The sequence below is a fragment of the Taibaiella soli genome (assembly GCF_003236175.1).
GTDB lineage: Bacteria > Bacteroidota > Bacteroidia > Chitinophagales > Chitinophagaceae > QKTW01.
In genome coordinates, this window is the sequence record NZ_QKTW01000006.1 from 203961 (window position 1) to 229500 (window position 25540).

General features: G+C 44.2%; 24 protein-coding genes. 10 read left to right on the forward strand and 14 right to left on the reverse strand.

The genetic code is table 11. The features are described 5' to 3' along the window. Positions 1-10 precede the first annotated feature (10 nt). On the forward strand, positions 11-715 hold the full coding sequence (locus tag DN068_RS04515; protein WP_110997692.1) for an SAM-dependent methyltransferase: 705 nt from the start codon (positions 11-13) through the stop codon (positions 713-715). Between the two features lie 217 nt (positions 716-932). Here DN068_RS04515 and DN068_RS04520 read toward each other — a convergent pair whose 3' ends face one another. The 4 genes from DN068_RS04520 to DN068_RS04535 form a co-directional block, all read right to left on the reverse strand. Next, positions 933-1484, reverse strand: coding sequence for a 2OG-Fe(II) oxygenase (locus DN068_RS04520; RefSeq protein ID WP_110997693.1), 552 nt, complete (start codon positions 1482-1484; stop codon positions 933-935). A gap of 87 nt (positions 1485-1571) precedes the next feature. After that, positions 1572-1976, reverse strand: a complete 405-nt coding sequence (locus tag DN068_RS04525; RefSeq protein ID WP_110997694.1) for a hypothetical protein — start codon at positions 1974-1976, stop codon at positions 1572-1574. A gap of 65 nt (positions 1977-2041) precedes the next feature. Continuing rightward, positions 2042-3184, reverse strand: coding sequence for a glycosyltransferase (locus DN068_RS04530; RefSeq protein ID WP_110997695.1), 1143 nt, complete (start codon positions 3182-3184; stop codon positions 2042-2044). Positions 3185-3293: 109 nt separating this feature from the next. Then, on the reverse strand, positions 3294-4094 hold the full coding sequence (locus tag DN068_RS04535; RefSeq protein ID WP_110997696.1) for an alpha/beta fold hydrolase: 801 nt from the start codon (positions 4092-4094) through the stop codon (positions 3294-3296). Positions 4095-4350: 256 nt separating this feature from the next. Here DN068_RS04535 and DN068_RS04540 point away from each other — a divergent pair, with 256 nt between their 5' ends. Continuing rightward, on the forward strand, positions 4351-6135 hold the full coding sequence (locus DN068_RS04540; RefSeq protein WP_110997697.1) for an acyl-CoA dehydrogenase family protein: 1785 nt from the start codon (positions 4351-4353) through the stop codon (positions 6133-6135). Between the two features lie 43 nt (positions 6136-6178). Next, positions 6179-6631: a hypothetical protein gene (locus DN068_RS04545; protein ID WP_110997698.1), complete on the forward strand. Its 453-nt coding sequence runs from the start codon at positions 6179-6181 to the stop codon at positions 6629-6631. Between the two features lie 42 nt (positions 6632-6673). On the opposite strand, the gene DN068_RS04550 is transcribed toward DN068_RS04545, so the two are convergent. Both DN068_RS04550 and DN068_RS04555 read right to left on the reverse strand, forming a co-directional pair. Further along, positions 6674-7123 (reverse strand): YybH family protein, encoded by a 450-nt coding sequence (locus DN068_RS04550; protein WP_110997699.1) that lies wholly within the window; start codon positions 7121-7123, stop codon positions 6674-6676. Between the two features lie 193 nt (positions 7124-7316). Further along, a complete protein-coding gene (locus DN068_RS04555) occupies positions 7317-8081 on the reverse strand; it encodes an ABC transporter ATP-binding protein (protein ID WP_110997700.1) in 765 nt (254 codons plus the stop codon). A gap of 68 nt (positions 8082-8149) precedes the next feature. Here DN068_RS04555 and DN068_RS04560 point away from each other — a divergent pair, with 68 nt between their 5' ends. Next, positions 8150-8494, forward strand: a complete 345-nt coding sequence (locus DN068_RS04560) for a hypothetical protein (RefSeq protein WP_110997701.1) — start codon at positions 8150-8152, stop codon at positions 8492-8494. Positions 8495-8588: 94 nt separating this feature from the next. Here DN068_RS04560 and DN068_RS04565 read toward each other — a convergent pair whose 3' ends face one another. The 3 genes from DN068_RS04565 to DN068_RS04575 form a co-directional block, all read right to left on the reverse strand. Beyond that, positions 8589-9590 carry a hypothetical protein gene (locus DN068_RS04565; protein WP_110997702.1) on the reverse strand — a complete coding sequence of 334 codons (1002 nt, stop codon included), beginning with the start codon at positions 9588-9590 and terminating at the stop codon, positions 8589-8591. 94 nt (positions 9591-9684) lie between these two features. Next, entirely contained in the window at positions 9685-10734 is a 1050-nt protein-coding gene (locus DN068_RS04570; RefSeq protein ID WP_123985230.1) for a hypothetical protein, read from the reverse strand. 210 nt (positions 10735-10944) lie between these two features. Further along, positions 10945-11877 carry a class I SAM-dependent methyltransferase gene (locus DN068_RS04575; protein ID WP_110997704.1) on the reverse strand — a complete coding sequence of 311 codons (933 nt, stop codon included), beginning with the start codon at positions 11875-11877 and terminating at the stop codon, positions 10945-10947. A 148-nt stretch (positions 11878-12025) separates the two neighbouring features. On the opposite strand from DN068_RS04575, the gene DN068_RS04580 reads away from it, so the two are divergent. The 3 genes from DN068_RS04580 (at position 12026) to DN068_RS04590 (ending at position 13968) form a co-directional block, all read left to right on the forward strand. Continuing rightward, on the forward strand, positions 12026-12781 hold the full coding sequence (locus DN068_RS04580) for a hypothetical protein (protein ID WP_110997705.1): 756 nt from the start codon (positions 12026-12028) through the stop codon (positions 12779-12781). 94 nt (positions 12782-12875) lie between these two features. Next, complete coding sequence (locus DN068_RS04585) at positions 12876-13346, forward strand: lipocalin family protein (RefSeq protein ID WP_110997706.1); 471 nt, start codon at positions 12876-12878, stop codon at positions 13344-13346. 187 nt (positions 13347-13533) lie between these two features. Next, positions 13534-13968: a lipocalin family protein gene (locus DN068_RS04590; protein WP_110997707.1), complete on the forward strand. Its 435-nt coding sequence runs from the start codon at positions 13534-13536 to the stop codon at positions 13966-13968. A 107-nt stretch (positions 13969-14075) separates the two neighbouring features. On the opposite strand, the gene DN068_RS04595 is transcribed toward DN068_RS04590, so the two are convergent. Next, positions 14076-15206: a transglutaminase-like domain-containing protein gene (locus DN068_RS04595; protein WP_110997708.1), complete on the reverse strand. Its 1131-nt coding sequence runs from the start codon at positions 15204-15206 to the stop codon at positions 14076-14078. Positions 15207-15267: 61 nt separating this feature from the next. Further along, a complete protein-coding gene (locus tag DN068_RS04600) occupies positions 15268-16233 on the reverse strand; it encodes a hypothetical protein (protein WP_110997709.1) in 966 nt (321 codons plus the stop codon). Positions 16234-17337: 1104 nt separating this feature from the next. On the opposite strand from DN068_RS04600, the gene DN068_RS04605 reads away from it, so the two are divergent. Continuing rightward, complete coding sequence (locus DN068_RS04605; protein ID WP_110997710.1) at positions 17338-19773, forward strand: TonB-dependent receptor; 2436 nt, start codon at positions 17338-17340, stop codon at positions 19771-19773. Positions 19774-19927: 154 nt separating this feature from the next. Continuing rightward, entirely contained in the window at positions 19928-21064 is a 1137-nt protein-coding gene (locus tag DN068_RS04610; RefSeq protein WP_110997711.1) for a PepSY-associated TM helix domain-containing protein, read from the forward strand. Between the two features lie 215 nt (positions 21065-21279). Here the strand turns inward: DN068_RS04610 and DN068_RS04615 are convergent, their stop codons facing one another. Beyond that, complete coding sequence (locus DN068_RS04615) at positions 21280-23109, reverse strand: ABC transporter ATP-binding protein (RefSeq protein WP_110997712.1); 1830 nt, start codon at positions 23107-23109, stop codon at positions 21280-21282. Beyond that, positions 23102-23254: a hypothetical protein gene (locus tag DN068_RS22040; RefSeq protein ID WP_165836275.1), complete on the reverse strand. Its 153-nt coding sequence runs from the start codon at positions 23252-23254 to the stop codon at positions 23102-23104. Before DN068_RS22040 ends, DN068_RS04615 begins: the two co-directional genes overlap by 8 nt. A gap of 20 nt (positions 23255-23274) precedes the next feature. Here DN068_RS22040 and DN068_RS04620 point away from each other — a divergent pair, with 20 nt between their 5' ends. Beyond that, entirely contained in the window at positions 23275-23778 is a 504-nt protein-coding gene (locus tag DN068_RS04620) for an Hcp family type VI secretion system effector (RefSeq protein ID WP_110997713.1), read from the forward strand. 488 nt (positions 23779-24266) lie between these two features. Here the strand turns inward: DN068_RS04620 and DN068_RS04625 are convergent, their stop codons facing one another. Continuing rightward, positions 24267-25487 carry a BaiN/RdsA family NAD(P)/FAD-dependent oxidoreductase gene (locus DN068_RS04625; RefSeq protein WP_243630096.1) on the reverse strand — a complete coding sequence of 407 codons (1221 nt, stop codon included), beginning with the start codon at positions 25485-25487 and terminating at the stop codon, positions 24267-24269. Between the last annotated feature and the right edge of the window lie 53 nt (positions 25488-25540).

Genomic DNA, 25540 nt, shown 5'->3' on the forward strand with positions numbered 1-25540 from the left:
TTTGCAGTCTATGCAACAGACTGGCCGTTTATACATGATTCCTATTCCGATTGCTGAAGGCGCACTGCACACATTATCTCCCGATGTAGCCGCATACACACGTGATCTGAAATATTACTTTGCGGAGAATGTTCGCACAGCGCGTCGTTTTCTGAAATCGCTGCATCCTGATCTGGTCATTGAACCAATTCAGTTTTCGGAAATTGATAAACATAACGGTCCGGACCTGGCACTGTTGCGCAAATGGTTGAAAGATGGCCATGATATTGGTGTTATGAGTGAATCTGGCTGCCCCGGTATCGCAGATCCCGGCGCTGAAGTGGCGCGTGTAGCGCATGAAATAGGTGCAACTGTTGTGCCACTGACAGGACCAAGTTCACTGGTATTGTCTTTGATGGCTTCTGGCCTCAACGGACAAAGTTTTGCATTCAACGGCTATCTTCCGGTAAAAGAACCCGCACGCAGCCAACGCATCAAACAACTGGAGCAGCTTTCGAAGAAAGAAAATCAAACACAGCTTTTTATTGAAACGCCTTACCGCAACAATGCAATGTTGGATGAACTGCTGAAACATTGCCAAGGCAGCACAAGACTGACGATTGCACAGAATATTTCTGCACCGGATGCATTTATTCGCACTAAAACAATTGCAGACTGGAAGAAAGGAAAACCAACGTTGGAAAAGCAGCCGGCGGTGTTTTTGTTGCTGTCGTAGAGGCCTCCTCTAACTTCTCCGAAGGAAGAGCACTCCCAACGCGATCCATTTCATAGAAGCCATTTGTCCTAACATTATTTGGAGACGTTGCGTATAACGTCTCTACAGCGGGATATAAATCTATTTTCCGCGGAATGTCTTCTATCGTCGACACGACAAATGCGAAAAAACTGCTCCTTCGTGAAACAACCAGGACAAACTCTGCGCTTTTGACTTTTTACTTTTGACTTTTCAAATACATCACATCCGACCGCAGTGCATATTTTACTCCGCTGATCACCGGGGTGCCTTCATGTTTTAATTCATGGATAAAACACAGTGCAGTGCCCGTTTCGGGGATAATCGTAACATCGTCAAATGCTGTAACGCCACCTTCAAAATCATCATTGAGATAGATCATAAAAGTGATGCGGCTTTCCTCGTTTTCACTACGGCGAAAACGACCGTCTATATGTCTTTTAAAACGTTGTGCCGATTCATACTTATAAAACCGGAATTTTTCATTGAGCCCAACGGCTACTGCGCCATCTATTTCTTGCGGACAAAATTGTTTCAGCTCTTCCCAGAAGCGTTGTGCAAGTGCTTCATCATCGACCATCAATCGATAGTTATTCCGTATAGCTTTCATCATCTGCGGACCAGATGCAATACTTACTTCTGCCTCTTCGAAGCCTATTTGCTCGCTTTGGGCAATAAGTTCACTACATTCCTCTGGGGTAAGAAACCCAGAGATGGTCCAGATTTTATCGGTATGGTAGGTTGTTTTCATTCTAAAAATATTCCGTCAGGATTTCTGTCGAAGACGCAAATTTCGCTCATGAGATACACCTCACGCGGCGACATCCCTTCAGGCGGGTTAATACCCCTGTGCATCTTTTACATCCACCACTTTATCAACAATACACTGCGTGCTACTTTCTGTTTTGTCGCCATAGTTTTCACCACGCCAAGGCAAGCTGCGCATGTATTGTACGTAATGAACGTTCACAATTTTACCCAAACACTTTTCCAGTGAGTCGGCAACCGCTTCATCTGTAACGCTAAAATAAAAATAGTTAGGATTGTAGCTGCCGGCACCAATATTGCCAACGCCGTATTGAATCTGTCCTTCGTAGGTCTTAAAGATTTGACCGCGCCTGGAGAAGCGTAGCAATTTCCCATCGCGTATACCATCGCCGTATACTCTGTAATAAAACCAATAGACATATCCGGTTACTCCAAGCAACAATAATATAACCGCGAAGAAAATTATTTTACGCATAGACGATTATTCCTGTTACAAAAATATAAGTTATTTAATTAATTCATAAACAGATAAGGAAAAAGTTATTTCAACTTCCGGTCTTTCCATTTATACACTCCCACTATCCCCAAAAATCCTGCCAAACTTATATAGAGCACATGCAGCGGCTGCAGAAAAGGAAAAATAACCAGTTGTCTGGTTTTCATAAAGAATCGGGAAACGGGAATGAGGTAGTAAATTTCGACAATGGTCTTTACAAAATACATAGGCAGCAGCACAGTTAACCATAACTTATTACAGCAAAAAAACAGCAGCACAAGCATTGCAACATTCAGCAGATAAACCATCACTAAAGCAATCGTCAGACGTTTGTCGTTATACTTTCCAGACTTCGACGCCCAACGAATCCGCTGTTGCAGAAAACCATTCCAGGTTGTTTGCGGCGCTGTGCGAACAATAGCCTGCTGCGCTTTGAGCGTATCTATCCGTTCCGGAAAACGGTCCTGCATTTTCATCATTAGCAGATAATCGTCTCCGGAAGCCAGGTGTTCCGTTCCTTCATAACCGTTTACCGCATTAAAAGCAGCGCGGGTAAAGGCCAGATTGGCGCCATTGCACATGTTCCCAAGCTTCAGTCTATTGGACGCAACGGTGATACCCTGCATGCTCATAAAATCGAGCGACTGGAATAATTGCAGCACAGAACGATCGTTTGTAAAATCAACGGGCGCCACAATCATTACCGGTTTTTCGGTTTGATACAACGCGGCAATGTATCGCAACCATTCTTTCGAAGCCGTACAATCTGCATCCGTTGTAACAATCAATTCGCCGGTGCTAACACTAATACCCGCAGCCAGTGCCTTCTTCTTAAAAGCATTGACCACTTCACCGTTCGCCAAATAATCAGCCAACGCTATACACTTTATATTTGATCGCACATATCCGTTTACAATGGCCGCAGTATTGTCTGTGGAATGGTCATCGACAACAATTACTTCAAACAAATCTTCAGGATAATGCTGCGCCAGGATAGCGTCAATACAGGCGCCGATATTTTGTGCTTCGTTACGCGCAGGAATGATAATACTAATAACCGTTTCAGGCACAAAATCGGAGACGACTGTAAATGACGGTTGTTGCATCCAGCCTTTCCGGTAAAGCAGCATCAGCAGCACGTATGCGGCAAGAAGAATACTACAGATTACTATTACACAGAAATTCAAAAGTCAAAATTCAAAAGTCAAAAATCAGCGCGTAAAACAAAAACGCTTAAACCGAAAAGCTATCCCGCAAATGTAAACATTACCACTTTGCACCGGCCACTTCACAATTTTACAGCAATACTGACGCAATCTCCGTATTAGAGCGCCCATCTAAAAGTTTATGTCCTTTAGCCAGCACATGCAAATGTACGGTGGGTAAGTCTTTTGAAAACTGCCTGGCGAGTTTTACAGGTATTACCCGATCAAACTGCCCCATAAAAATGTGTATTGGGATACTGTCGCGACTAATGTTTTCCTTTAACTTTTTATGGTCCGGAATCAGCATACGCATGGCGGGCCATACCTTCAACAGCATATGTCTCGACTGCTCTGATTCCAGATAATGCATGACAAAACGGTAGCGGGAGATATCAAGCAAATGCAATTTGCGCAGGCCATTTATCACCGGTGCGTAGATAGATTGCGAAGTCAGAAATTTCCGGAAAAGATATCTGCCGGCTGCTACATGCGTGACGAAATAATAAAAGGAATTAAACACGAGTCCATCCGGAGCAATCAGCAAAATCTGCTTTATGATTTCAGGCATCAGCTCTGCCACACAAAGACATACTCTGCCGCCCATGCTGTAACCCATAAGACTGAACGATTCTGCACCGGTAAGTGCCTGTATACTTTTCATCAATGCGACCAGATCATCCTTCAAAAAAGCACTATCATCAGGCCAGCCACTACTGCCGCCGTGAAAAGGAAGATCGAAAGAAAGAACGGTATAACGTTCGCCGAGCTCCGCTGCCAGATCTTTAAAAATAGAAGCATTATTGCCATACCCGTGAAACGCAATCAGCCATTCCGGCCCCGATCCCATTTGCAGGTAATGCAGTTTCCGGTTATTGAAGCTAATTTCAGGCATTGACGATTTTTAATGGTCCCGCAACGGCGCGAAAGAGCAAAGATGCAAAAGTTTTTCTCACGGCGGCGCAAAGCTGCAACGATCCTATAGAACTGAAAATTACAGCGATTGAAGACTTACCTGCGCGGCCAATTCCCAATTATTAACGCCTTACCAGATTAACCTTTTGCCCGATTAACGAGGCAAAGGATTTAACAAATTAACCAATTGCCGAATTCCCTCATAATCGGTAGCTTTATAGAAAGCACATAATTCTATGGAAGCACCAACACAAACTAATACACTGCAAGGTGGCAGTTTTCTGATACAGGCTCCTGATCCGGCAACTAGTTTTACGCCGGAAGACTTCAAAGAGGAGCAGCACATGATTGCTAAAATGTGCGATGATTTCCTGGAAAAAGATGTATTACCAAAAGTAAACGAACTCGACAACAAAGAACCGGGCTTAATGCCATCATTGCTTGATAAAGCAGGCGCACTCGGCTTGCTCGGCGCTGCCTTTCCGCAACAATACGGCGGACTCGGCGAAGATTTTGTAACTGCAACGCTGATTACTGAAAAACTCGGTGGCGGACATTCTTTCGCAGTAGCAACGGCTGCACATAACGGTATCGGATCTTTACCGATTCTTTATTTTGGTACCGAAGCCCAAAAACAAAAATATATTCCGAAACTGGCGACAGGCGAAATGAAAGGCGCTTACGCACTCACAGAACCAGGATCAGGGTCGGATGCACTGGGCGCAAAAACTACCGCTACACTCAGCGCAGATGGCAAACATTATTTACTGAACGGCCAGAAGATTTGGATTACCAACGCTGGCTTTGCTGATGTTTTCACCGTATTCGCAAAAATAGATGGTGATAAATTCACCGGCTTTATCGTAGATCGCGGTACGCCCGGATTGACGATAGGTGAAGAAGAACATAAAATGGGCATCAAAGGGTCCAGCACTTGTCCGCTGTTTTTTGAAAATTGCGAAGTACCGGTAGAAAATGTGTTGGGCGAAATTGGTCGTGGACACATCATTGCCTTCAACATCTTAAACATCGGACGTTTAAAACTCTGCGCTGCGGCTTTAGGCGGCGCAAAGCGTGCTTTACACACGAGCGTGGCTTATGCAAAAGCACGGGAACAATTCAAAACTTCCATCACTAATTTCGGCGCTATCAAACATAAGATCGGTGAAATGGTGATCCGTTGTTTTGCGTCCGAAAGTGCTTTGTATCGCTCCGCACAATGGATCGACGATAAAGAAAAAGCACTGGAAGCTGAAGGTAAACCTGATAATGAAACATTACTCGGCGCCGCAGAAGAATTCGCCATTGAATGTGCGATGCTGAAAGTACTGGGTTCTGAATGCCTGGATTTTGTTGTAGATGAAGGCGTGCAGATTCACGGTGGCAACGGTTTTATGGATGATTACAACATCTCCCGCTCATATCGCGACAGCCGTATCAACCGCATCTTTGAAGGCACCAACGAGATTAACCGTCTGCTGACTTTGGATATGTATTTGAAACGCACTATGAAAGGTCGTCTGAACTTACTCGGCCCTGCAATGGCCATCCAGAAAGAACTGACCAGCATTCCTGATTTCAGTACCGATGATGCACCATTTGCCGAAGACCTGAAATACATCGCTAATTTCAAGAAAGCGATCTTGATGTGTGCTGGCGGTGCTGTTCAAAAACTGCAGGCAAAACTGGAAGGCGAACAGGAAGTGCTGATGAATATTGCGGATATGGCCATCGATACATTCCAGGCAGAAAGCATGTTGATGCGCGCTATTAAAATGAAAAATGCCGGCAACGAATTCGCTGATCTGGCTTATGATGCCGCGCGGACTTTCATCAACGACGCAGCAGACCGTATCAATCATGCAGGCAAAGACGCAATTTATGCATTTGCCGATGGCGACGAACAACGTATGATGCTGATGGGCCTGAAACGTTTCACGAAAACAAATGCGTTTAACACCAAAGAAGCGCGCCGGAGAATAGCAGCCCGTGCGGTGGAAGCGAATGGATATTTCTTTTAATTTTTGATAGAAATCCGGCTACAGGTAGCCGGATTTTTCTTTTATGATAACGAAGCAATTTTATAAGCTAAAACTGATTGGACTGGCGGTGCAAAGCTTTCTTGTGCTGATTATTCTCACTGCTTTTTTTACAGACCGGAAAGCTGGCTTTGTTTTGATTTTATTGTTTGCGCTGCAACTCATAAGCTTCGGCGTACATTGGGCCAACAGAGATCAGTATACACCTTTTATCGGAAGGAAAATTTATACCTGGCTGCTTCGATCTTTGCAGATCATTCTGGTGTTATCGCTGCTATGTTTTATTGCAGGATTTATCGTTCCCAAAGCGGGACCGATTTTCTTTGTGCCGTTAATCACAACGCTTATCAGTGGCATCTACTGGCTGCTGCTATTGCCTTTATGTTATTATGTGCTCAGTGTGGTAGAAGTCATTTACTATCGAACTACTTTGGAGAAAGAGTTTCCTGCGCAAGATATTTCCCGCAAAGATGCATAAGGAGCTAAGACGCAAAGCATTTATATCAACTGTCAATTGAACTTATTGAATACCCGGATTTCCGGAGTTAAGTACCAGTTTCCATTTACCTTTCGGAGCTCTTACCCAGATGGTCGTATAAGTGCCTTTCATAACACTGCCGTCCTTTTTATTCCGCGCGGTGTAGATGCCGTATGTATAACCCATCTCACCTGAAACAGCTACACTCCCATTGCTTGGTTCCCAGGTAACCACATAATTACTGTCGGCACCATCATTAAGAAACGTTTGCAGTGATGCACTCTTCAACGGCGCATGATCCGGGCGCAACAAAACTGCGCTATCGGAAAGGCTTGTCAGCATGCTTTTATTAAAACCTTGCTGTTCCGACGTCTTCGACATCTCTTTATCAGCAGCGATAATAGAATCGATATCTTCCCGTGCTTCGAAACGTATGTTGTCACGGCCGCAGGCAGTCAGGAGAAGCGTAAAAATGAGTATTGAGTATTTCATACTGAAATTCGGCAATTTGATAATTTGACAATCCGGCGATGTTCGTGAATGGTCAATGGTGATTGGTTAGTGCTTGTCAAACGTGAAATGTCAAAAGTCAATTGAGATTGATACGCCCCATCAAAATGTAATTCGAAAATGAAGTTCCACCATCTCGCGACGTTTTAACCTATTAACGTCTTAACCTTTTAACTTAATCCTCCCGCATATCCCGTCCAGTCAGCTCAATAAACACATCTTCAAGATTCGCAGCTTTCACTTCTTTTGTACGCTTGAAACCGCTTGCTATTAATTTGTCTACCAGACCTGTCGGGGTATCTAAAGAAATAATTTCACCCGCATCTACAATGGCAATACGTTCGCAGAGTTCTTCTGCTTCATCCATGTAGTGTGTGGTAAGAATTACGGTAGTGCCACGGTCGCGCACATGACGGATCAAATCCCAGAGATTGCGGCGCGCCTGCGGATCAAGCCCTGTTGTCGGTTCGTCGAGGAAAATGATTTTAGGCTCATTGATCAGCGTCGTAGCGATCGAGAAACGTTGCTTCTGTCCGCCGGAGAGCTCTTTATATTTGTTTTTGGCTTTTTCGCGAAGATTTACAGTGTCCAACAGCGCCATCGGATCTACCGGACGGTTGTACAAACCTGCAAACAATTCGATGATCTGCACGAGATTAAGGTTCGGATAATAGCCTGCAGCCTGCAATTGCACGCCGATCACATTTTTGATTTCCTGTGGCTGTTTATCGAGATTGAAACCATTTACCCATACTTCACCTGATGTTTTCTCACGAAGTGTCTCGATAATCTCCAATGTGGTGGTCTTCCCTGCCCCGTTCGGGCCTAGCAAACCAAAGATTTCACCTTCTTTCACCTCAAAACTAATGCCTTTTACAGCGGTGAAATCACCATATTTTTTAACGAGATTCTTTACTACGATTATTGAATTATCAGCCATTTCAGAGAAATATGCTGCAAGTTAATTTATTTTTGATTGGAAATTTTTGATTGAAAATTGACACCATTATGAAAAACATCTATGAATTCTGGGTATTACAAGAAAATCTCCATCGTTTTTTGTGGGTAATGAGTGGAACCATTTATTTTGATTTCTCGGAAACAGACTACGAAGCCATTTTATATGGTCTCATTAGTACGGACTCAGATGAAAACATCTTTTACGAACATCTGTTTATCGGCACTGACGAAGACTTGTATATAGAATTCGCACGGGATGGCGACTGGCACAGTACAGATATCATTTTTATTACTGTCAAATCAAACAATCCGAAAACGCTTGAAATGATAAACGCGGTCAATGTTATAGGATCCCTTTGGGAACAGAGTTACAAATTAAGCAATGGCCAATAATAAATCAATACCGTTTCCTTAAGCCCATTTTGAATAAACACACCGAGAAATCAGATTGCGACGTCGTTCCTCCTTTGGAGGAGCTAGAGAAGGCTTAAAACCCTCTCTGCACAAACAGCTGCTGTGTAGTTGGCTCGGCGGAATCCTGAAAGAGATAGTAAATCTCGCCGTCGAAAACTTTTAGCTTGGAAATGAAAGGCTTCTCAATAGGAATAGCGGTATATAGTTCGCCGGTCTGCATATTGATGCGCTCAAGCGTTTGCTGCGCGGGATTATCAGAACGATGCAGATAATATTCGCGGGTCACCGGATCTTGAATAATCTCAAGGCGCTGCACATTTGTAAAACTCAGATGAAAAGGCGCAGATTCAAGGAGATTTCCCTCGAGGTCATATTTTACGATGCGTTTTGTGCGGAAATCAAACGCAACGATTCTGTTGCTTTCCCAAAACAGCGGCTGATTTAAATAACGGAATGCATTTCTGTCCAGCAAATAAGATGCACCTGCCGATAATGGAAATTTCCGCTCAGTCTCTTTACCGATTCTTGTCTGCCGGTCGTCAAAATGCAATACAGTATGGAGTTCATCTTTACCGTTTTTAGCATAGGCATAAGTAATGTCCCATTTGCGACGGTCAAAAAAACCGTAGTATATCACATCTTGCGTGGCGTACTGGCAGATGCGCAACTCATCGTACACAGACAATGAATACGCTCCGCTGATTTGCAGATTTCCGGTATCTATATCAAGCGGATAAAGTACATCATCGGTAACGCAATACCATTTACCACCGCAGCTTTTGTACAATTCGGAAGGTGCCTCCGGCAGATGTGCTATGGATGCCGTATCTCCCATTCTGGTCAGTAAAAAGAGTTTGGGATCTTTCTGGTTCGGACTGCTGTAACTGGCTACCAGTATATATCCGTCTACAAAACTATAGTCTACAACAAATTCCTTTGCTGAATGCAATACGCGTTTTACGGATTGACTTTTAATAGTTACTTCCTTTAGCGTATCCTGCATTGGACGGTTGACTTCCTGCGCCAGCAGCGGCGTTGATAGAAATAACAGGATAGATAGGAAAACAGCACGCATGGGTTTGAGTTGTAAATAGTAAGTTATAAGTTGTAAATGACAAGTTATAAACCACGGTAAATTTCGACAATGGCCTGACAATCGTTAGGAGCAGCTAAAATCCCCGTTGCACATATAATTGCTGCACGTCCGGCTCGGCCGGATTCTGAAAGAGATAATAAATTTCACTGTCGAAAACTTTCAACTTGGAGATAAACGGCTTTTCAATCGGAATGGCAACAAATAGCGCGCCTGTCTGCAAATCAATACGGGCAAGCGTTTGCCCTGCATTATTATCCGACCGGTGCAAATAATACTCGTTCGTCACAGGATCTTTAATCACTTCCATACGCTGCACATTTCTGAAATCAAACCGCATCGCTACCGATTCCATCAAACGCCCGTCAAGATCATAAGTGCAGATTTGCCTGCTGCGAAAATCAAACGATCTGATTTTGTCGTTCTCCGGAAATAATGGCTGATCTAAATAGGCGTATGCATTTTTATTGAGCAGATGTCGCATTCCGGCCTGCTTTGCAGCTCCCGAAGGATTGCCACCCGCAAGTAGCGCAAGTACTGCACCCCATTCTTCATTACTGGCATCACGCGTTTTTGCGTCATCAAAACCAATGCCCGGATGCCACACAGAATCATCTTTTTTGCGATAAGCATACAGAATATTGAAATGCTGCCGGTCAGCAATCTTATAGTAGTATTGATTTTGGGTGGCAAAGCTGCATGTTTTCAGCTGATCAAAAACAGATAAATCATAAGCCTGCCTTACTGATAGATTACCTGTATCAACCTCCAGCGGATACATAGCACGACTACTCACGCAATACATTTGTCCAGCGCAACTTTTAAATAATTCATCAGGCGCTTCCGGCAAATACAGTAGCGACGCGGTATCACCGGCTTTACTCAGAAGAAATAATTTAGGATCTTTCCGGTTAGGACTACTGTAACTGGCTACCAGTATGTATCCGTCTACAAAATCATAGTCCACCACATATTCGCGTGCGGAATGCAACACAGGTTTCACCGACTGACTATGAATGGTTATTTCTTTCAGCGTATCCTGCATTTTGCGCATAGCAGGCTTTTCTTGTGCCGAGACTTTCATCGACAGAAAAAGCACAACCGTAAAGCATACAAGCAAGCGCATAACATAAGATTTTCGAAGAAATGAACTTATGCGAAACAGCGCTACAAATATACCTAAAAACAAAAATATGACAGGATTATGTGAGTTGTCATTGGTGAGTAGTGAATAGCCAAATAACGCGGGACGCTTCCTTCGTCAACCCGACAAAAAAGCGTCCCTTATTTTTAAGTAACCACAGCTTGCGACTTATACTTACTACCTGATACTATCCTATTTCTGAATCAGAAAGCAGGCCCTGTTTAGTTTTCCCTGAAAATCAAACGGCGTAGTGGCACCGGTAATATCCTTAATCGAGAAAGCAGGAATGGATTCCTTATCGAGTTGAAAACCTTTATAGTTATTGGAGAAATAAATCTTACCTTCTTCCGTACAGGCTTTCAACAGCTTTTTGATCAGTACCACGTGGTCGCGCTGCACATCGAAAGTATCTTCCATGCGCTTACTGTTGGAAAATGTAGGCGGATCACAAACAATCAGATCATACATATCAGCCGGCAGTTCATTGATGATTTCCATCACGTCAGCATGCACGAATTCGTGTTTATTATCGTCATACAGTTTATTGAACTGCATGTTACGCTTGGCCCAGTTGATATAAGTTTTGGAAAGATCAACAGAAGTAACGCTTTTGGCGCCGCCCGCAGCTGCATAAACGCTAAATGAACCCGTATAACAAAACAGGTTCAGTACACGCTTGCCTTTGGCTTCTTCACGTACCATGCCGCGTGTAATGCGGTGATCCAGAAAAAGGCCTGTATCCAGATAATCAGTGAGGTTAATGATAAAACTCAAACCACCTTCGCTGACAATACGTTCTACTTTCTCTTCGCCGAATTTCTCATATTGTCCCTGACGACCAGCTTTGCGCTGACGCACTTTCATAAAAATATTCTCCGTGCCAATTTCCACCACACGGGCAATGATCTCCCGGCAAGCCTGCAACCAGGCTTCGTGCTCCTCATCTTCCATACCATGACGACGTTTGTACTCAGCAGCATGCACTACGCCGTCATACCATTCAATAGCAAATGGAAATTCCGGCATATCATGATCGTAAAACCGGAAGCAGCTGATGTTTTGCTTACGGGCAATTTTACTGATGTGTTTGTGTACTTTCTGCAGACGGTTTTCGAAAGCCTGCATTTTATCGTTATTGGACAAAAGAGAGAATTTGGGGCAAAAATAGCTCTTTGATCGCTGATCTCTGCAATCTCTGACGGTTGATAGCCGATTTTCTGATTTTCGGCAGGTAGTGTTCGTTTCGTAATATTGCCGATTCCAACGTGCTACAATGAAACTAATACCTGACGACTATATACAATTCCTTCATTGGTTAAAGAATCAAACCGAAGCATTCTGGAGCCTCGATCCAAATAATCCCGCAAATGAGTATAAATGCCCGGAATGGGCGTACGGCGCCAAGTGGACTGGAATGACGGAAGAGCAGATTGACAAGGTGGAAAGGAAATACAATCTAACGTTTACGCCGGAGCACAGAGCATTTTTAAAAATCCTCCATACGCCGGACAAGAAAGAGCGAATCGGCGACTATAATCCTAAAACGCGCAGCCAGTTTCAGGAACGCCCGCTTTTTCGCAACTGGCATGACGAAGATGAAGTGATCAAAATGCTGGACTGGGATTACAATACGATCGCACAGGATGTGAAAAATAACTTCTGGCTGGATACCTGGGGTGAAAGGCCAGAAGAAGTACGAGAAAGACTACGCTTGTTTGACCAGCTATATCAATCAGCGCCCAAACTGATACCGGTAACGAGCCACAGGTTTCAACTGGCAAGCACTTTCGAGGGAAAAACACCTGTCCTTTCTGTCTGGGGCAGCGAGATCGTGTACTATGGTTCCAATTTCCGCTACTATCTCCTCAACGAATTATCCGAGCACCTGAATATTTACCACAAGGAATTTGACGAGAAAGCAAAGCAGTATTATTGGGTCAGGGATGAAGCATACAACGACTATTTTGAATCGTACGACGATGATTATGTGATTCCGGACATCCCTTTCTGGAAGGATTTTCTCAGTTAATACTGAACGTTACCCAAATAACCATTTAACCAATTAACTATTTAACCAATTAACGCCAAACGCTATCTTTGCGCCCAATATATCAAAATAACCTATGAAGAAAATCTTCCTTGCAGCGAGCCTTATCGGCATTGCATTTACCTCTTGTAAAAAAAGCGATGACAACAGCAGTGGTGGCAGCGGCGGCAACAACAACACAGCCATTTTGGGCAAATGGAACTGGGACACCGACGTTCAGCAAACAGCAATCCACGGTACAATAAATGGCGTATCGATGGATACTACTTACACTGACACCATGCAAATTAATGACGGATCATATATACAATTTACCAGCGACGGTAAAGTGTATTCTCATATTGTGGGCAATTCCCCAAGCGATGATACGGGACATTACACAATACAGGGATCCAATCTCTATATGACTAAATCTACTAGTACTGATACAACCGTGGCGCAGATTACAACGCTCTCCGGCCATGCACTCACGTTGTACAGCACATACCAACAGGGCGCGATGGGCATGAGTGCCCAAATAAATGACTGGATGTACTTAAGTAAATAGGTCTTGCAAACGTTTATAAAACAAAGCCCATCCAACACGGATGGGCTTTGTTTATTGCAGATTGCAGACTATAGATTGTAAATAGAATATTACACATTCCCCACATTAATCACATGACCCGCCTTAACGAGGCTACCTACATATCGCATTTTACATTATCTTGTTTGCTTCATATTAAAAAAAACCTATGAAGAAACTTGTCTTAGCAGCGAGCATTATGGGCATCGCTTTTGCCTCTTGTAAAAAAAATGACGACAACGGCGGTGGTAATAACAGCACAGCAATTGTCGCAAAATGGAATTTTAATACCGTGGTAAGCACCACTTCAATAGGTGGGGTTTCCATGGGCACCGACACTACCGACGTGACAGGATCCTATATGGATTTTAGAAGTGACGGAAAAGTCTATTCAATGATCGTAGATACCCTCTTCGGTAATGAATACGACACATCATCCTACAAAGTAAACGGAAACAATATTACCATTACTAGTACTACCGATACCTCTACGGCACAAATCGTGAGCCTTACCAGCAACGCGATGGAATTATATACCGTCGACGAAGAAATTCAAGGCGGTGTAACCGCAACCTCTAAACAATGGGCATACTACACTAAGTAAGTCTTGCTGACCTTTATTATAAAAGCCCATCCGCACAGATGGGCTTTGTAGATTATAAATTGAATATGGTACATTCCCCACGTTAATCACATTACCCACATTAACCATCAAGGCAATTGCCAGAACACTGCCGGGTTATTGGTTTTATAATAAGTAAATGTGGTGCCTGTCTGGGTGCTCGTATGCGTTGACTGATCTGGCTTTTGATGATACGCATCCAACGGCAGCAATTGTACAAAGGTTATTTTCCTGACATCCGCCCATGTTTCGGAGTTGTATTCACTCACCAGCGGGCATTCGAACCGATAAAGATTCTTTGCCATGTAGTTGTATAAATAATTCGCTTTGGTGACTGACGATTTATTATTCCAGTTTGCATCCGGGTTTAAGATTAAAGGCTTTCCGTTTACCAGCCGTTCGCGCACTTCTTCAATACTCAACAACTCCCCTTTTTCGTCCATTATATAAGCGTTATTGGTCGGGTCAATCCAGATCCATTTTTTCTTTTCTTCGAGATAAACCATATTGATCACATGGCAATCATCAAAAACAGAATCTTTCGGCATACAGGTCACAAACCTTGATTTGATGCCCATAGAAAGATAACACTCGTTCAAAACAGTAGCCAGTCCTCTGCAATTTAACCCGCGGTCTTCTTTCTTACATTGTGCAATCATGCTCATTGCATTTTTCACCGTCGGATTATCATGCTGCCCATCGTGTGGAATGAGATTATGAATCCAGTGCAGCAGATTTATTATTTTGAGTGTTTCACTTCCCTGCCCTGCAATAGAATCCAGGTTAAATGCTTTTCGCAACGCTACTAAATTCGGATTACCGGCATTCTGATATTCAAACTTCGGTATAGGTCTGTTGTCTTTGGAATTGTATACTGCAGCTGCTTTCAACTTATCGAGATAGCCCGGCACGTATTTGATCTCTGTTTCCGCTTTGATGGAATCGTTGAGCAGAATGATAAAATCAAACTTAGTGGCAGGCGTAATGCTGACTGTAATGGAATCGATGTCTGTATAAAACGTAACCTTCTTTCCTTTTGACGAAGTCGTATAAACATCCGGTTTTATCTCTGGCGAAATACTCCAGCCGTTTTTGCGAAACTCATCTCCATCTCTGATGTTGACCGATCTGGAATGTGCTCTGATCACTTTCGTCTGCGCAAATGCAGTGTTGCCAAAGAGTAGCGCAGCAATAAGAAGTATTTTTTGTGTGGTGGTCATAAGGTGAACGTTTATGGCATTAAAAAAGGGTTATTCTAAAATAACCCTTTTTACTGTCTTTTTATTTTACCCGCAATGTCTGTGCTATTTGCTTCACCTGCGGCATCAACACTTCTGGTCTGTTGTAGATACTGCCAACAAGCAGCAATGTAATTTTATCATCGCCGGTCACCAATTGATAAGCCGTGCTCTTCTTGCCCTGGTATTCGCTTTTAAAACTGATTTCATAAGCATAGTTGCCGTTCAGGTTTACCTCTTTTTCGGCCACATCAGTTACATTCATGCGGCTTTTATAGCGTTCCAGCAGTTTTTGCGCATAAAGCATTTTCGCTTCGTTGGTCATAGCCGGCAGTGTAGAAACGGTGATCTGATCTTCAAACGGATTGTTGACAGGATCGCCTTTACCGCCAATGGTGTAGAAAAATGCTTGTCCAGCATTGCCATTATAAGCAAATTCAGTATTGGCAACATCAACTGTATAACCGGCCAGCGATGTAACATCAGCTTTAGTAGCCGTGTCAACATTCATAGACAGCAACGCGTGCAAAACTTCTTCTCTGGCCTCTTTATTACCAGCTGGAATTTCACCCGATGCCATTACAGCGAATTGTTTGTCTCCGAAAAATAAAACGATCTGTTCCTGGTTGGGTTGATCATCGGCCGCATAATAAAGTAGCGCGTCGTATGCACCCAGTTTAAACTCTTTCTTATAGTATTCCTTAGAAATCTTACCTGATTTGACCGCCGCATCAAAACCACTCATCACGGCAGGTTTACGGTCATAAAAGTCTGTACCCGGACTTTCCAGCACCTGAATATAAGTGTTGCTATCTTTCTGAAAACGCACAAACTGACGCGAGAGCTCATATCCTTTCGGCACTTCCATCAAAACTCTCGTTCCGGGAAATTGCTGTTCATTGGCATTTTTCGTTACCGCAACGGTATCGGGAATTTTTAGATCATGCTCATTGCTACTACAACCCGCAAATAAAAGGCCGAGGCCCACGATAAAACTAAGTTTACGCATCCGCAAATATAATTCAATGAACAATTGACAAGGGACAATTGACGACGGACGATACAAAAACACGGGCATTGCGAAGACGAGGCACGAGGATGTCGCAACCTGATTTCGCGGACATATAATTGCGAGTACTCCCCGACGCGAAATCAGATCCCTACGTCGTCGTACCTCCTCCTCTGGATGACCAACGGGATCAAAAAACACGGTCATTGCGAGGAATCACCTGACAGCAACGCTGTGGGGGATGACGTCGCAACCTGATTTCGCGTACATACAGTTGCGAGTACTCTCCGTTCAGCAAAGTCTCTGACTTTGTTGTAGTGGAAACCGGTCTCCCGACCGGATTGCTGCGGTCAGGAGACCGCGTCCGCTGGAACGAAGTCGGGAGACTTCGCTCAACTGTACGTGTGCTTGCTCGCCGGGAGCATTAAGCGCGAAATCAGATCCCCACTTCCTCCTTCGTCGTCATCGGGAGGACAAACGCGGGCGAGCTACATATCATCAACTATACGATGACGTCGCAACCTGATTTCGCGTACATACAGTTGCGAGTACTCCCCCCAACCTCTATCTGACCGGGTCCAATACTCAATCAGACCGGGTATGGATAGGTCCAAATCGGTATTCCATGCGGTCAATAACCCTGTTACACCCGGCCCGGAACCGGGTATGGATATGTTAAATAGTAAGTACAAGCCGGTCTCCAACGGCCCCCAATTGTGTCCGGAACCAGATGCAATTAGGTCCAATTAAGGATCGAACCCGGTTCATCTGACTATCTGACCCGGTTCCAAAGGCTATTTACACCTCTAAAAGACCGGGTCCTACTCTGTTCCGAAGACCTCAATACACTTTCCGCAACCACATTCAGCGGTGTCAAAATATAGGTGCCGCCCGGTCCGATATACCTCCTGAGGCCGTCCTTTACATGTAATTTCTACCCACTATGATCAATTACCGGTCGTGTCTTTCTCTCCAAATGAACGTTCAATCCATACATAACACATTTATTATCTGATAGTTTCCGCATTTTGAAAAGACGTTTTCCTGATTTTGATAGCCTAAAAAACAGATTCGTCTGAACTTTGCGGCCGAAAAACCGCAAGCATGTTTAAAAGACTCATTACGTTTATCTTACTTATAATCTGTGCCACTTCCCTTTCGGCCAAAAATATTACCGATGCTCCCGAACCGGGCAAAGGCGGTATTAAGGGTGTGATCACTACTTCCGATAAAAAATCTGCTGAAGGCGTTTCCATCATCGTTAAAGAACTGAACAAATCGGTACTCAGCGAAGAAGGCGGCGACTTCTCCATCAATAATCTTCAGCCAGGCACTTATACATTGTTTGTATCAGTACCGGGTTTTCAACCAATTTCCCAAACTGTCACCGTGGAAGCCGGTCATTTCGAAGAAATCCAACTGCAACTTTCTGCTTCTGAAAAACAATTGCAGGAAGTTGTGGTATCGACCGGCAAAAACAAATTTGCCAACCACAGCAGCGACTATGTTTCTAAGCTGCCGCTGAAAAATCTGGAGAACCCACAGGTATACAGCACCGTTACCAAAGCAGTAATGCAGGAACAACTGGCAACCAGCCAGGATGACGCATTGAAAAACGTAACTGGTTTGTACCGTATCTGGGCTTCAACTGGTCGCGGTGGTGATGGCGGTTCTTATTTTGCATCACGTGGTTTCTATACACAAAGCATGTTTCGCGACGGTATTGCCGGTAAGGTTTCCGGTAATGCAGACGCTGCCAACATTGAAAGCATCGAATCAATCAAAGGTCCTTCCGCAACACTTTTTGGTAGTGCACTTACTTCTTATGGTGGTCTCGTAAACCGTGTTACTAAAAGTCCGTACGAAACATTTGGCGGTGAAGCTACCGCTACAATCGGCAGCTATGGTCTCGCTCGCGTAACGGCTGATGTAAACACACCACTCAATGAAGATAAAACGGCGCTCTTCCGTGTCAATGCTGCTTATACCACACAAAACAGCTGGCAGGATTATGGTTTTAATAAAACGATTTTCCTCGCACCAAGTCTGTCACTGAAAGTAAATGACCGGTTGTCTTTTAAAGTAGAGGCTGAATTCATGAACGTGAAAAAGACAATGGAACAAACGCTGTACTTCGATCCAAGCTATACGATTGACCAACTGGGTGTAAACCGCGCTGATAAACTGAATTTCGACTTTAAGCAATCTTTCATCAGCAATGATCTGGCTGTCACTTCTAACACGGCTAACTTCTTTGCAACTATGAAGTATAAGATCTCTGACAACTGGACTACACAGACTTTGGTATCGAGCAGCAACAACACAGCCTCCGGCCCGCTCAACTGGTTTTATCTGATGCCAAACAACCTGATGACGCGCGATGTGTACAATACCGACGCTACTGAAAGTGTTATTGAAGCACAGCAAAACATCGTTGGTGATTTTAAAATCGGCAATCTGCGTAACCGTTTCGTTGGTGGTATCGATGTATATAGCTCTAAGCTGAAAAACATGTACGGCTATCTGCCAGGCGGAAGCTGGGTGTTTGATACCGTGAATTATTCGCAGCCAAACAATCCGAACTACAGCAATTTCAACCTGTCTTCACTGAATGGTTTGTTTGCAAATGGTCCTGAATATAAAAGTGTGACCAGTCAAAATACGTACAGTGCTTATGCATCTGATGTACTGAACATCACTGACAACTTCATGGCGATGGCCGCTTTGCGTGTGGACCGCTTCGACAACAAAGGCACTTATGATCCTAATTCTAACACCACAACTGGTGGCTACCAGCAAACAGCACTGGCTCCGAAATTTGGTCTCGTTTACCAACCAGTAAAAGATAAAGTAGCATTGTTTGCCAACTACCAGAGCGGCTTCCAGAACGTAGCGCCTGGTCAGACAGCAGATGAAAACGGCAACCTCATGACCACTACTTTTAAACCAGAGGAAGCGCGTCAATATGAAGGTGGTGTAAAAGTAAATACCTTTGGTGGCAGACTGACCGGTACTTTGAGCTATTATGATATTGAGGTGAAAAACATTGTGCGTTCTAATCCTGCAGTAGCGAATGCTTCCGTGCAGGATGGCAACCAGCTGAGCAAAGGTGTGGAAGCAGAAGTAATTGCTAATCCATTGCCAGGCCTGAATATCATTGCCGGTTATGCGTACAACGACAGTAAAATGACCAATGCTGATGCTAGTGTAAATGGTCGCCGCCCGGTAACTGCCGGTCCTAAAGATCTCGTAAACTTCTACATCAGCTACCATTTCACACGTGGTGCGGTACATGGCCTGGGTGCAAGCTTTGGCGGTAACTATGCCAGCGAAAATGCGACTTACAACTATGCAGACCTCGGCGTATTTACATTGCCTTCGTACACAGTATTGAACGCGTCAGTGTTTTACGATCAACCTAAATACCGTCTGACACTGAAAGTTGATAACCTGACCAACAAAGAATACTTCATCGGCTGGACTACCGTTAACCCGCAGATGCTGCGCAGAGTAATGGCAAGTGTGGCGGTAAAATTCTAGGTGAATAGTGAATCGTCAATGGTGAATGATCGACTGCGATAAATAACCATTCTTTGTCAGGCTGAGCGGAGTCGAAGCCCACTATACGCCAAACATTGACCATTCACCATTGACAATTCGCCATTGACCAATATTGACCATTCACAATTGACCATTGACCAAAAAGAAACATAACAAATCCCTGTTCAAACAGGCGATCGGGAAAATACACCTCTGGCTCGGACTTGCGTCCGGGCTTGTGGTTTTTATAGTTGCGATTACCGGGTGCATCTACGCGTTCCAGGACGATATCCGTGATCTTACGGAAAAACATCGTTTTGTAACCGTAGAACAAAAACCAGTGCTGGCCCCTTCCATCCTTCGTGACAGCGCCATGAAACGCTACCCGGATGCGAGCTTCACACGCATTATTTATTCGGGCAACAACAGATCTGCAACAGTGATGGTATTGGCTGGCGGAGATTATCACAATATTTTCCTCAATCCGTATTCCGGCGCTTTTCTGGCAGATCAAAACCTGCGTAGGGATTTCTTTACAGTAGTAGAATACATTCACCTGTACTTATTGCTGCCCGCAAATATTGGCAAACCAATTGTAGATGTTGCCGTAGTGATTTTCGTAGTGATGATGATCACCGGCATTATACTCTGGTGGCCAAGAAATAAAGCGCAGCGCAAACAAAGCTTTAAGATCAAATGGAGTGCCCGCTGGCGTCGTGTGAATTACGACCTGCACAATGTCCTCGGCTTTTATGCACTCATCATTGCACTGATCATTGCCATCAGTGGCTTATCAATGAGCTATGAATGGGTGCGCAACGGATTGAACAAAACAGCAAACCTTGGCCATGCTTTTCCGGAAGAAAAGCAAACACCACAATCAGACAGCACCGTTATTTACGACGGCAAACCAATGCTGGATGCGGCTTACGCCTATGCAGCAGCACACACACCCAATGCACAAATGTTTATGATCTATGGCGGCAATGAAAAGAAAGAAGCGATTATCGTTTCGGCTTACGCGAAAGCATTGCATTTCTACCATAGTGACACTTATTTTGTAGATCGCGCAACTGGAAAGGTTTTGAAAGATCTACCGCATACTAAAAAAAGTGCCGGGCTCAAACTGAATGAAATGAGTTATGATCTGCACACAGGTCAGATACTGGGTTTTGTAGGGAAGATCATTGCGTTTCTCGCAAGCCTGATTGCAGCGAGCTTACCGATTACAGGCTTTATGGTTTGGTGGGGGAAACGGAAGTCTACGAAGAAGAAGATGGTTCACAGTTGACAGTTGACAATGAACAGGAAAACATCAGATGTTTTAACCACAATAAATAAATCGGCGAATATCTAAGATATTCGCCGATTTATTTATTGCACTGGCGCAAGCGTTAGCGTAGCGCCAGACGGAAAAAGATTCAGCGAACGTCGTAGACATTCGCTGAACCTTTCTTATAAAATATGCCCAAACTGCTTCGCGCATTACAATAACACGAGTAACTGTCAACGGTCAACTGTCAACTGTCCACTATTTGAAAGCTGCAGCAGATTCTGGAATATTCCTCCTTCCGTCAGGACAAGCGCTTCATAACGCCCAGCCTCTGCAATACGACCTTTATCCAAAACATAGATCACATCCGCATTGCGAATAGTAGAAAGACGGTGCGCGATGATAAACGTTGTTCTGTCTTTCATCAGTTCTTCCAATGCCGCCTGTACCAGTTTTTCACTTTCAGAATCCAGCGAGCTCGTTGCTTCGTCCAGGATCAGAATGGCAGGATCTTTTAAGATGGCGCGCGCAATAGCGATCCGTTGTCTTTGTCCGCCGGAAAGTTTGATACCGCGCTCTCCTACTACCGTATTCAGCCCTTCAGGAAATGCAGCGATGAACTGCCATGCATTTGCTCTTGTAGCCGCAGCAATAATCTCTTCATCAGTAGCCGTTGGCTTACCGTAAGCGATATTTTCGCGGATAGTCCCACCAAATAAAATCACTTCTTGCGGCACAATCGCCATGTTATGACGCAACGCACGCAGATCATACTGTTGTGCGGGAATACCATCTACCAGCAAGTTTCCGGACCCAGGTTCGTAAAAACGGAGAATCAGTTGCGCAATCGTGGACTTACCAGCGCCGCTATGACCGGCCAATGCAATCTTATCACCTTTATTCGCTTTTAGCGAGATGCCCTTCAGCACTTCCACATCAGTACGCGTTGGATAATGGAACCGCACATCCTGAAATTCGATATTACCGTTTATTTTCTGAATGGGAGCTTCCTGTTCCGGCATCAGTATTTCGCCCCGCTCGTCGAGGATTTCAAAGATGCGTTCCGAGGCGCCGATTGTTTTTTGCAAACGTCCGAACAACATACCAAACATTGCAACAGCACCACCAATAAAACCTGTGTAAAACATAAATGAGGTCAAGGTGCCGGCAGTCAATTCACCCGCCTTCATCAGCGTAGCACCATACCAAAGCACCAGCACAAAAGAGCCAAATAAACCAGAGATCAGGAACGTAGAAAACGCACCACGATTCACCGCACCACGAATACCGGTTTGAATTACTTTATCCAGATTAGAGCGATAGCGCTTAGACTCGTAAGCCTCATTGGTAAAGGATTTTACCGTATGAATATTATGAATCGTTTCCTCCACCACAACATTCGAAGCTGCTAACGCATCTTGTCTTTCTTTAGAAAGTTTGCGGATGAATTTACCATAAATCATCGCCACAATTACCAGTACAGGCACCGTTGCAAGCATCAGCAAAGTCAATTTCGGAGAAATGATAAAGATGAACACAATACCAAGAATCATCGTCACTACTTGTCTCACAAAATCGGGCAATGTATCGGAAAGCATATCTTCCAGCTGGTCTACATCGTTGGTGCTGCGGCTGGTTAATTCCCCTACTCTTCTATCTTCAAAGAATGGAATGGAAAGCGTCACCAGCTTATCGTATAAGGCTGTACGCACGTTCCCCATCGCCTTTTCTGTAACAGTTGCAAATGTGGAAACACGAAAATAAGAGATAACCGCCTGCGCAATGAGGATACCCATTAATATCAGCGCCGTGGTATTGGTATCAGTAAACAATGTCCCAATGCCTTTTGATGTAGCGGTATCTATTAGTTTACCCATCAAAAACGGGAAGGTCATTGTTGCCAGCGAAGAGATCAACAACAAAATGTTTCCGATAATAAACTGGGTGCGCCAGGGACGCAGGAATTTGAAAATACGCCCGGCTTTTTTCATGCTTTCGCCAAATGAAAATTTCTTCTGCTCGCCCTCCGGTTCCGAATATTCGCGATGTCTGCCTCTACTCATGAATTAATTGATTATAAAGTATCGGCACAAAAGTAGATTGTTCTGCAGGCGTTCTGAATAAACAATCGGAGAATACAGCAGCCCCGTCGGTAAATAAGGCGCTAAAGCAGGTAAAGAAGAAATCTGCATTTTCCGTTACCTTCATGTCACCAAAACAATTACACCATGGCACTCAACGCATATCTCACGCTCAAAGGACAAAAACAAGGACAAATTAAAGGCGGCGTTACGCAAAAAGGCCGTGAAGATCAGATTCTTGTTCATGCCGTTCATCATGATATCGTTTCACCAAGAGATGCCGCGAGCGGACTACCTACCGGCAAAAGAATGCATAAGCCGTTTATCATCACAAAGGAAGTAGACAAATCTTCGCCGCTCCTTTACAATGCGCTCACCAACAATGAAAACCTTACGGAATTTACGCTCCGTTTCTGGTCGATGGATACGCGCGCAGGCTTAGGTGCAGTTGGCATGGAACATCAGTATTATACGGTAAAACTCACAAACGCTACGGTTTCAGAAATCGCACTGGACATGGTGAATAATCTCACCGATACTGGTCAGAAAATGCCGCCGATGGAGCAGGTTGCGTTTACTTATCAGAAGATTGAATGGACATGGGTTGATGGAGGGATAACTTCATCGGATCAATGGAACAGTGTTGAATAATACTCATTCTCTTTTCTTTTGCCACAAACATTTCTCCTACTTTTTTTCTGCAAAAAAAAAGGCAAAAAAGGCAGTCGGAGCCCGATCACGCCGGGCCTCCGACGGTCGCTCGATTAAGCTTAATTGCTACTGTGCTGCCTGACTAAGGAATACTAAAACTTATCTGACTGCCGAATCGTTTTACGACCGGTGACTTGCACAACACATCCGGCCTAAGGTAACGGAGGCGTTAAAAAATGAAATGCAGACAGCGTAAAGCAATTATGATGGTTGTAAGAGAAACAACGTTGGGCAGTAGATTTGCCCGGCATTGAAATCCCGCTTAATAGTAAACTTTAATAATTGTAGCTGGATGCCTTTTCATTTTAGCCGGAGTTTTCTTAAGCCTTGAATTTTTGGTTACTTTTTCTTCAAGGAAAAAGTGACAGATAACACAGGTAGGAAAACACTTACAAACTCACAATCCTTCGACTCCGCTCAGGATGACATCAGACATCAGCGATATTAGAAGCAGCGATCGTAGCACTACTCCACGCATGCTGAAAATTAAAACCGCCGGTGATACCATCCACATCGAGAATTTCACCAGCAAAATATAACCCAGGCACCACACGACTTTCCATCGTTTGTGCATTTACTTCGGAGAGATTAACACCGCCGCAGGTCACGAATTCTTCTTTGAAAGTCGTCTTACCTTTCACCGCATAAGGATCACGGAGCAAGCGCTCTATGAGTTTATTCTGCGCAGCGGCAGGCAAATCGCCCCAACGCATTTCATCGGTAATACCACATTGCTGCAATTGATATTCCCATAACCTTTTCGGCAGGGAGAACGGATTTTTATGCGCTACAAATTGCTTACCGCTTTCTTTACGCAAGTTCACGATCTGTTCTTTCAAATCATTGTCCGAAATATCTCCCAGCCAATTAATGAGGATCTGAAAATCATAATTGCGATCATGCAATTCTCTTGCAGCCCAGGCAGATGTACGCAATATCGCCGGACCACTCATGCCCCAATGGGTAATCAACAAAGGACCGCGCTCAGTGAGTTTCGTACCCATGATTTTCACAATTGCATCGGGCACACTTAATCCCATCAGTTCCGTAATCGGATGTTTGGGCATATTGAACGTAAACAACGATGGCACCGGACTTTGAATCGTATGACCCAATGCACGCAGCCATTCATATTGCTCCGGCTTCGGAAAACCGCCGGTAGCCACCAGTATTTTGTCGGCGTCGAAACTTGATTGATCGACGAAGTGTAAACGGAAACCGCTTTCCAGCTTTTCGATGCGTTCTACCGATTTATGATATTGCACTTCCACCCTCTGTTTCATCATTTCCTGCCAGATGCAATCGATGATCGTTTGTGAGCTATCCGTGATCGGAAACATACGGCCATCTTCTTCTGCTTTCAATTTCACACCGCGTTGCTGAAACCAGTTGATCGTTTGCTCCGGATTAAAAACATGCAGTGATTTCCGCAGCAATTGCTTTCCCCGTGGATATCGATTCACCAATTCCGGCACATCAAAACAAGCATGCGTTACATTGCAACGCCCGCCACCGGAAGCTTTTACTTTCTGTAAGGCTTTCCCCGTTTTTTCAAATATGGTAACAGACACATCTTTCTGCGCAGCAATATTTGCTGCCGCAAAACAACCAGCCGCACCGGCTCCTATGATGGCGATTTTTAAAGTCAATTGTGTGAGTTGTGAGTAGTCAATTGTGAGTCAAACGTGAAAAGTGAAACGTC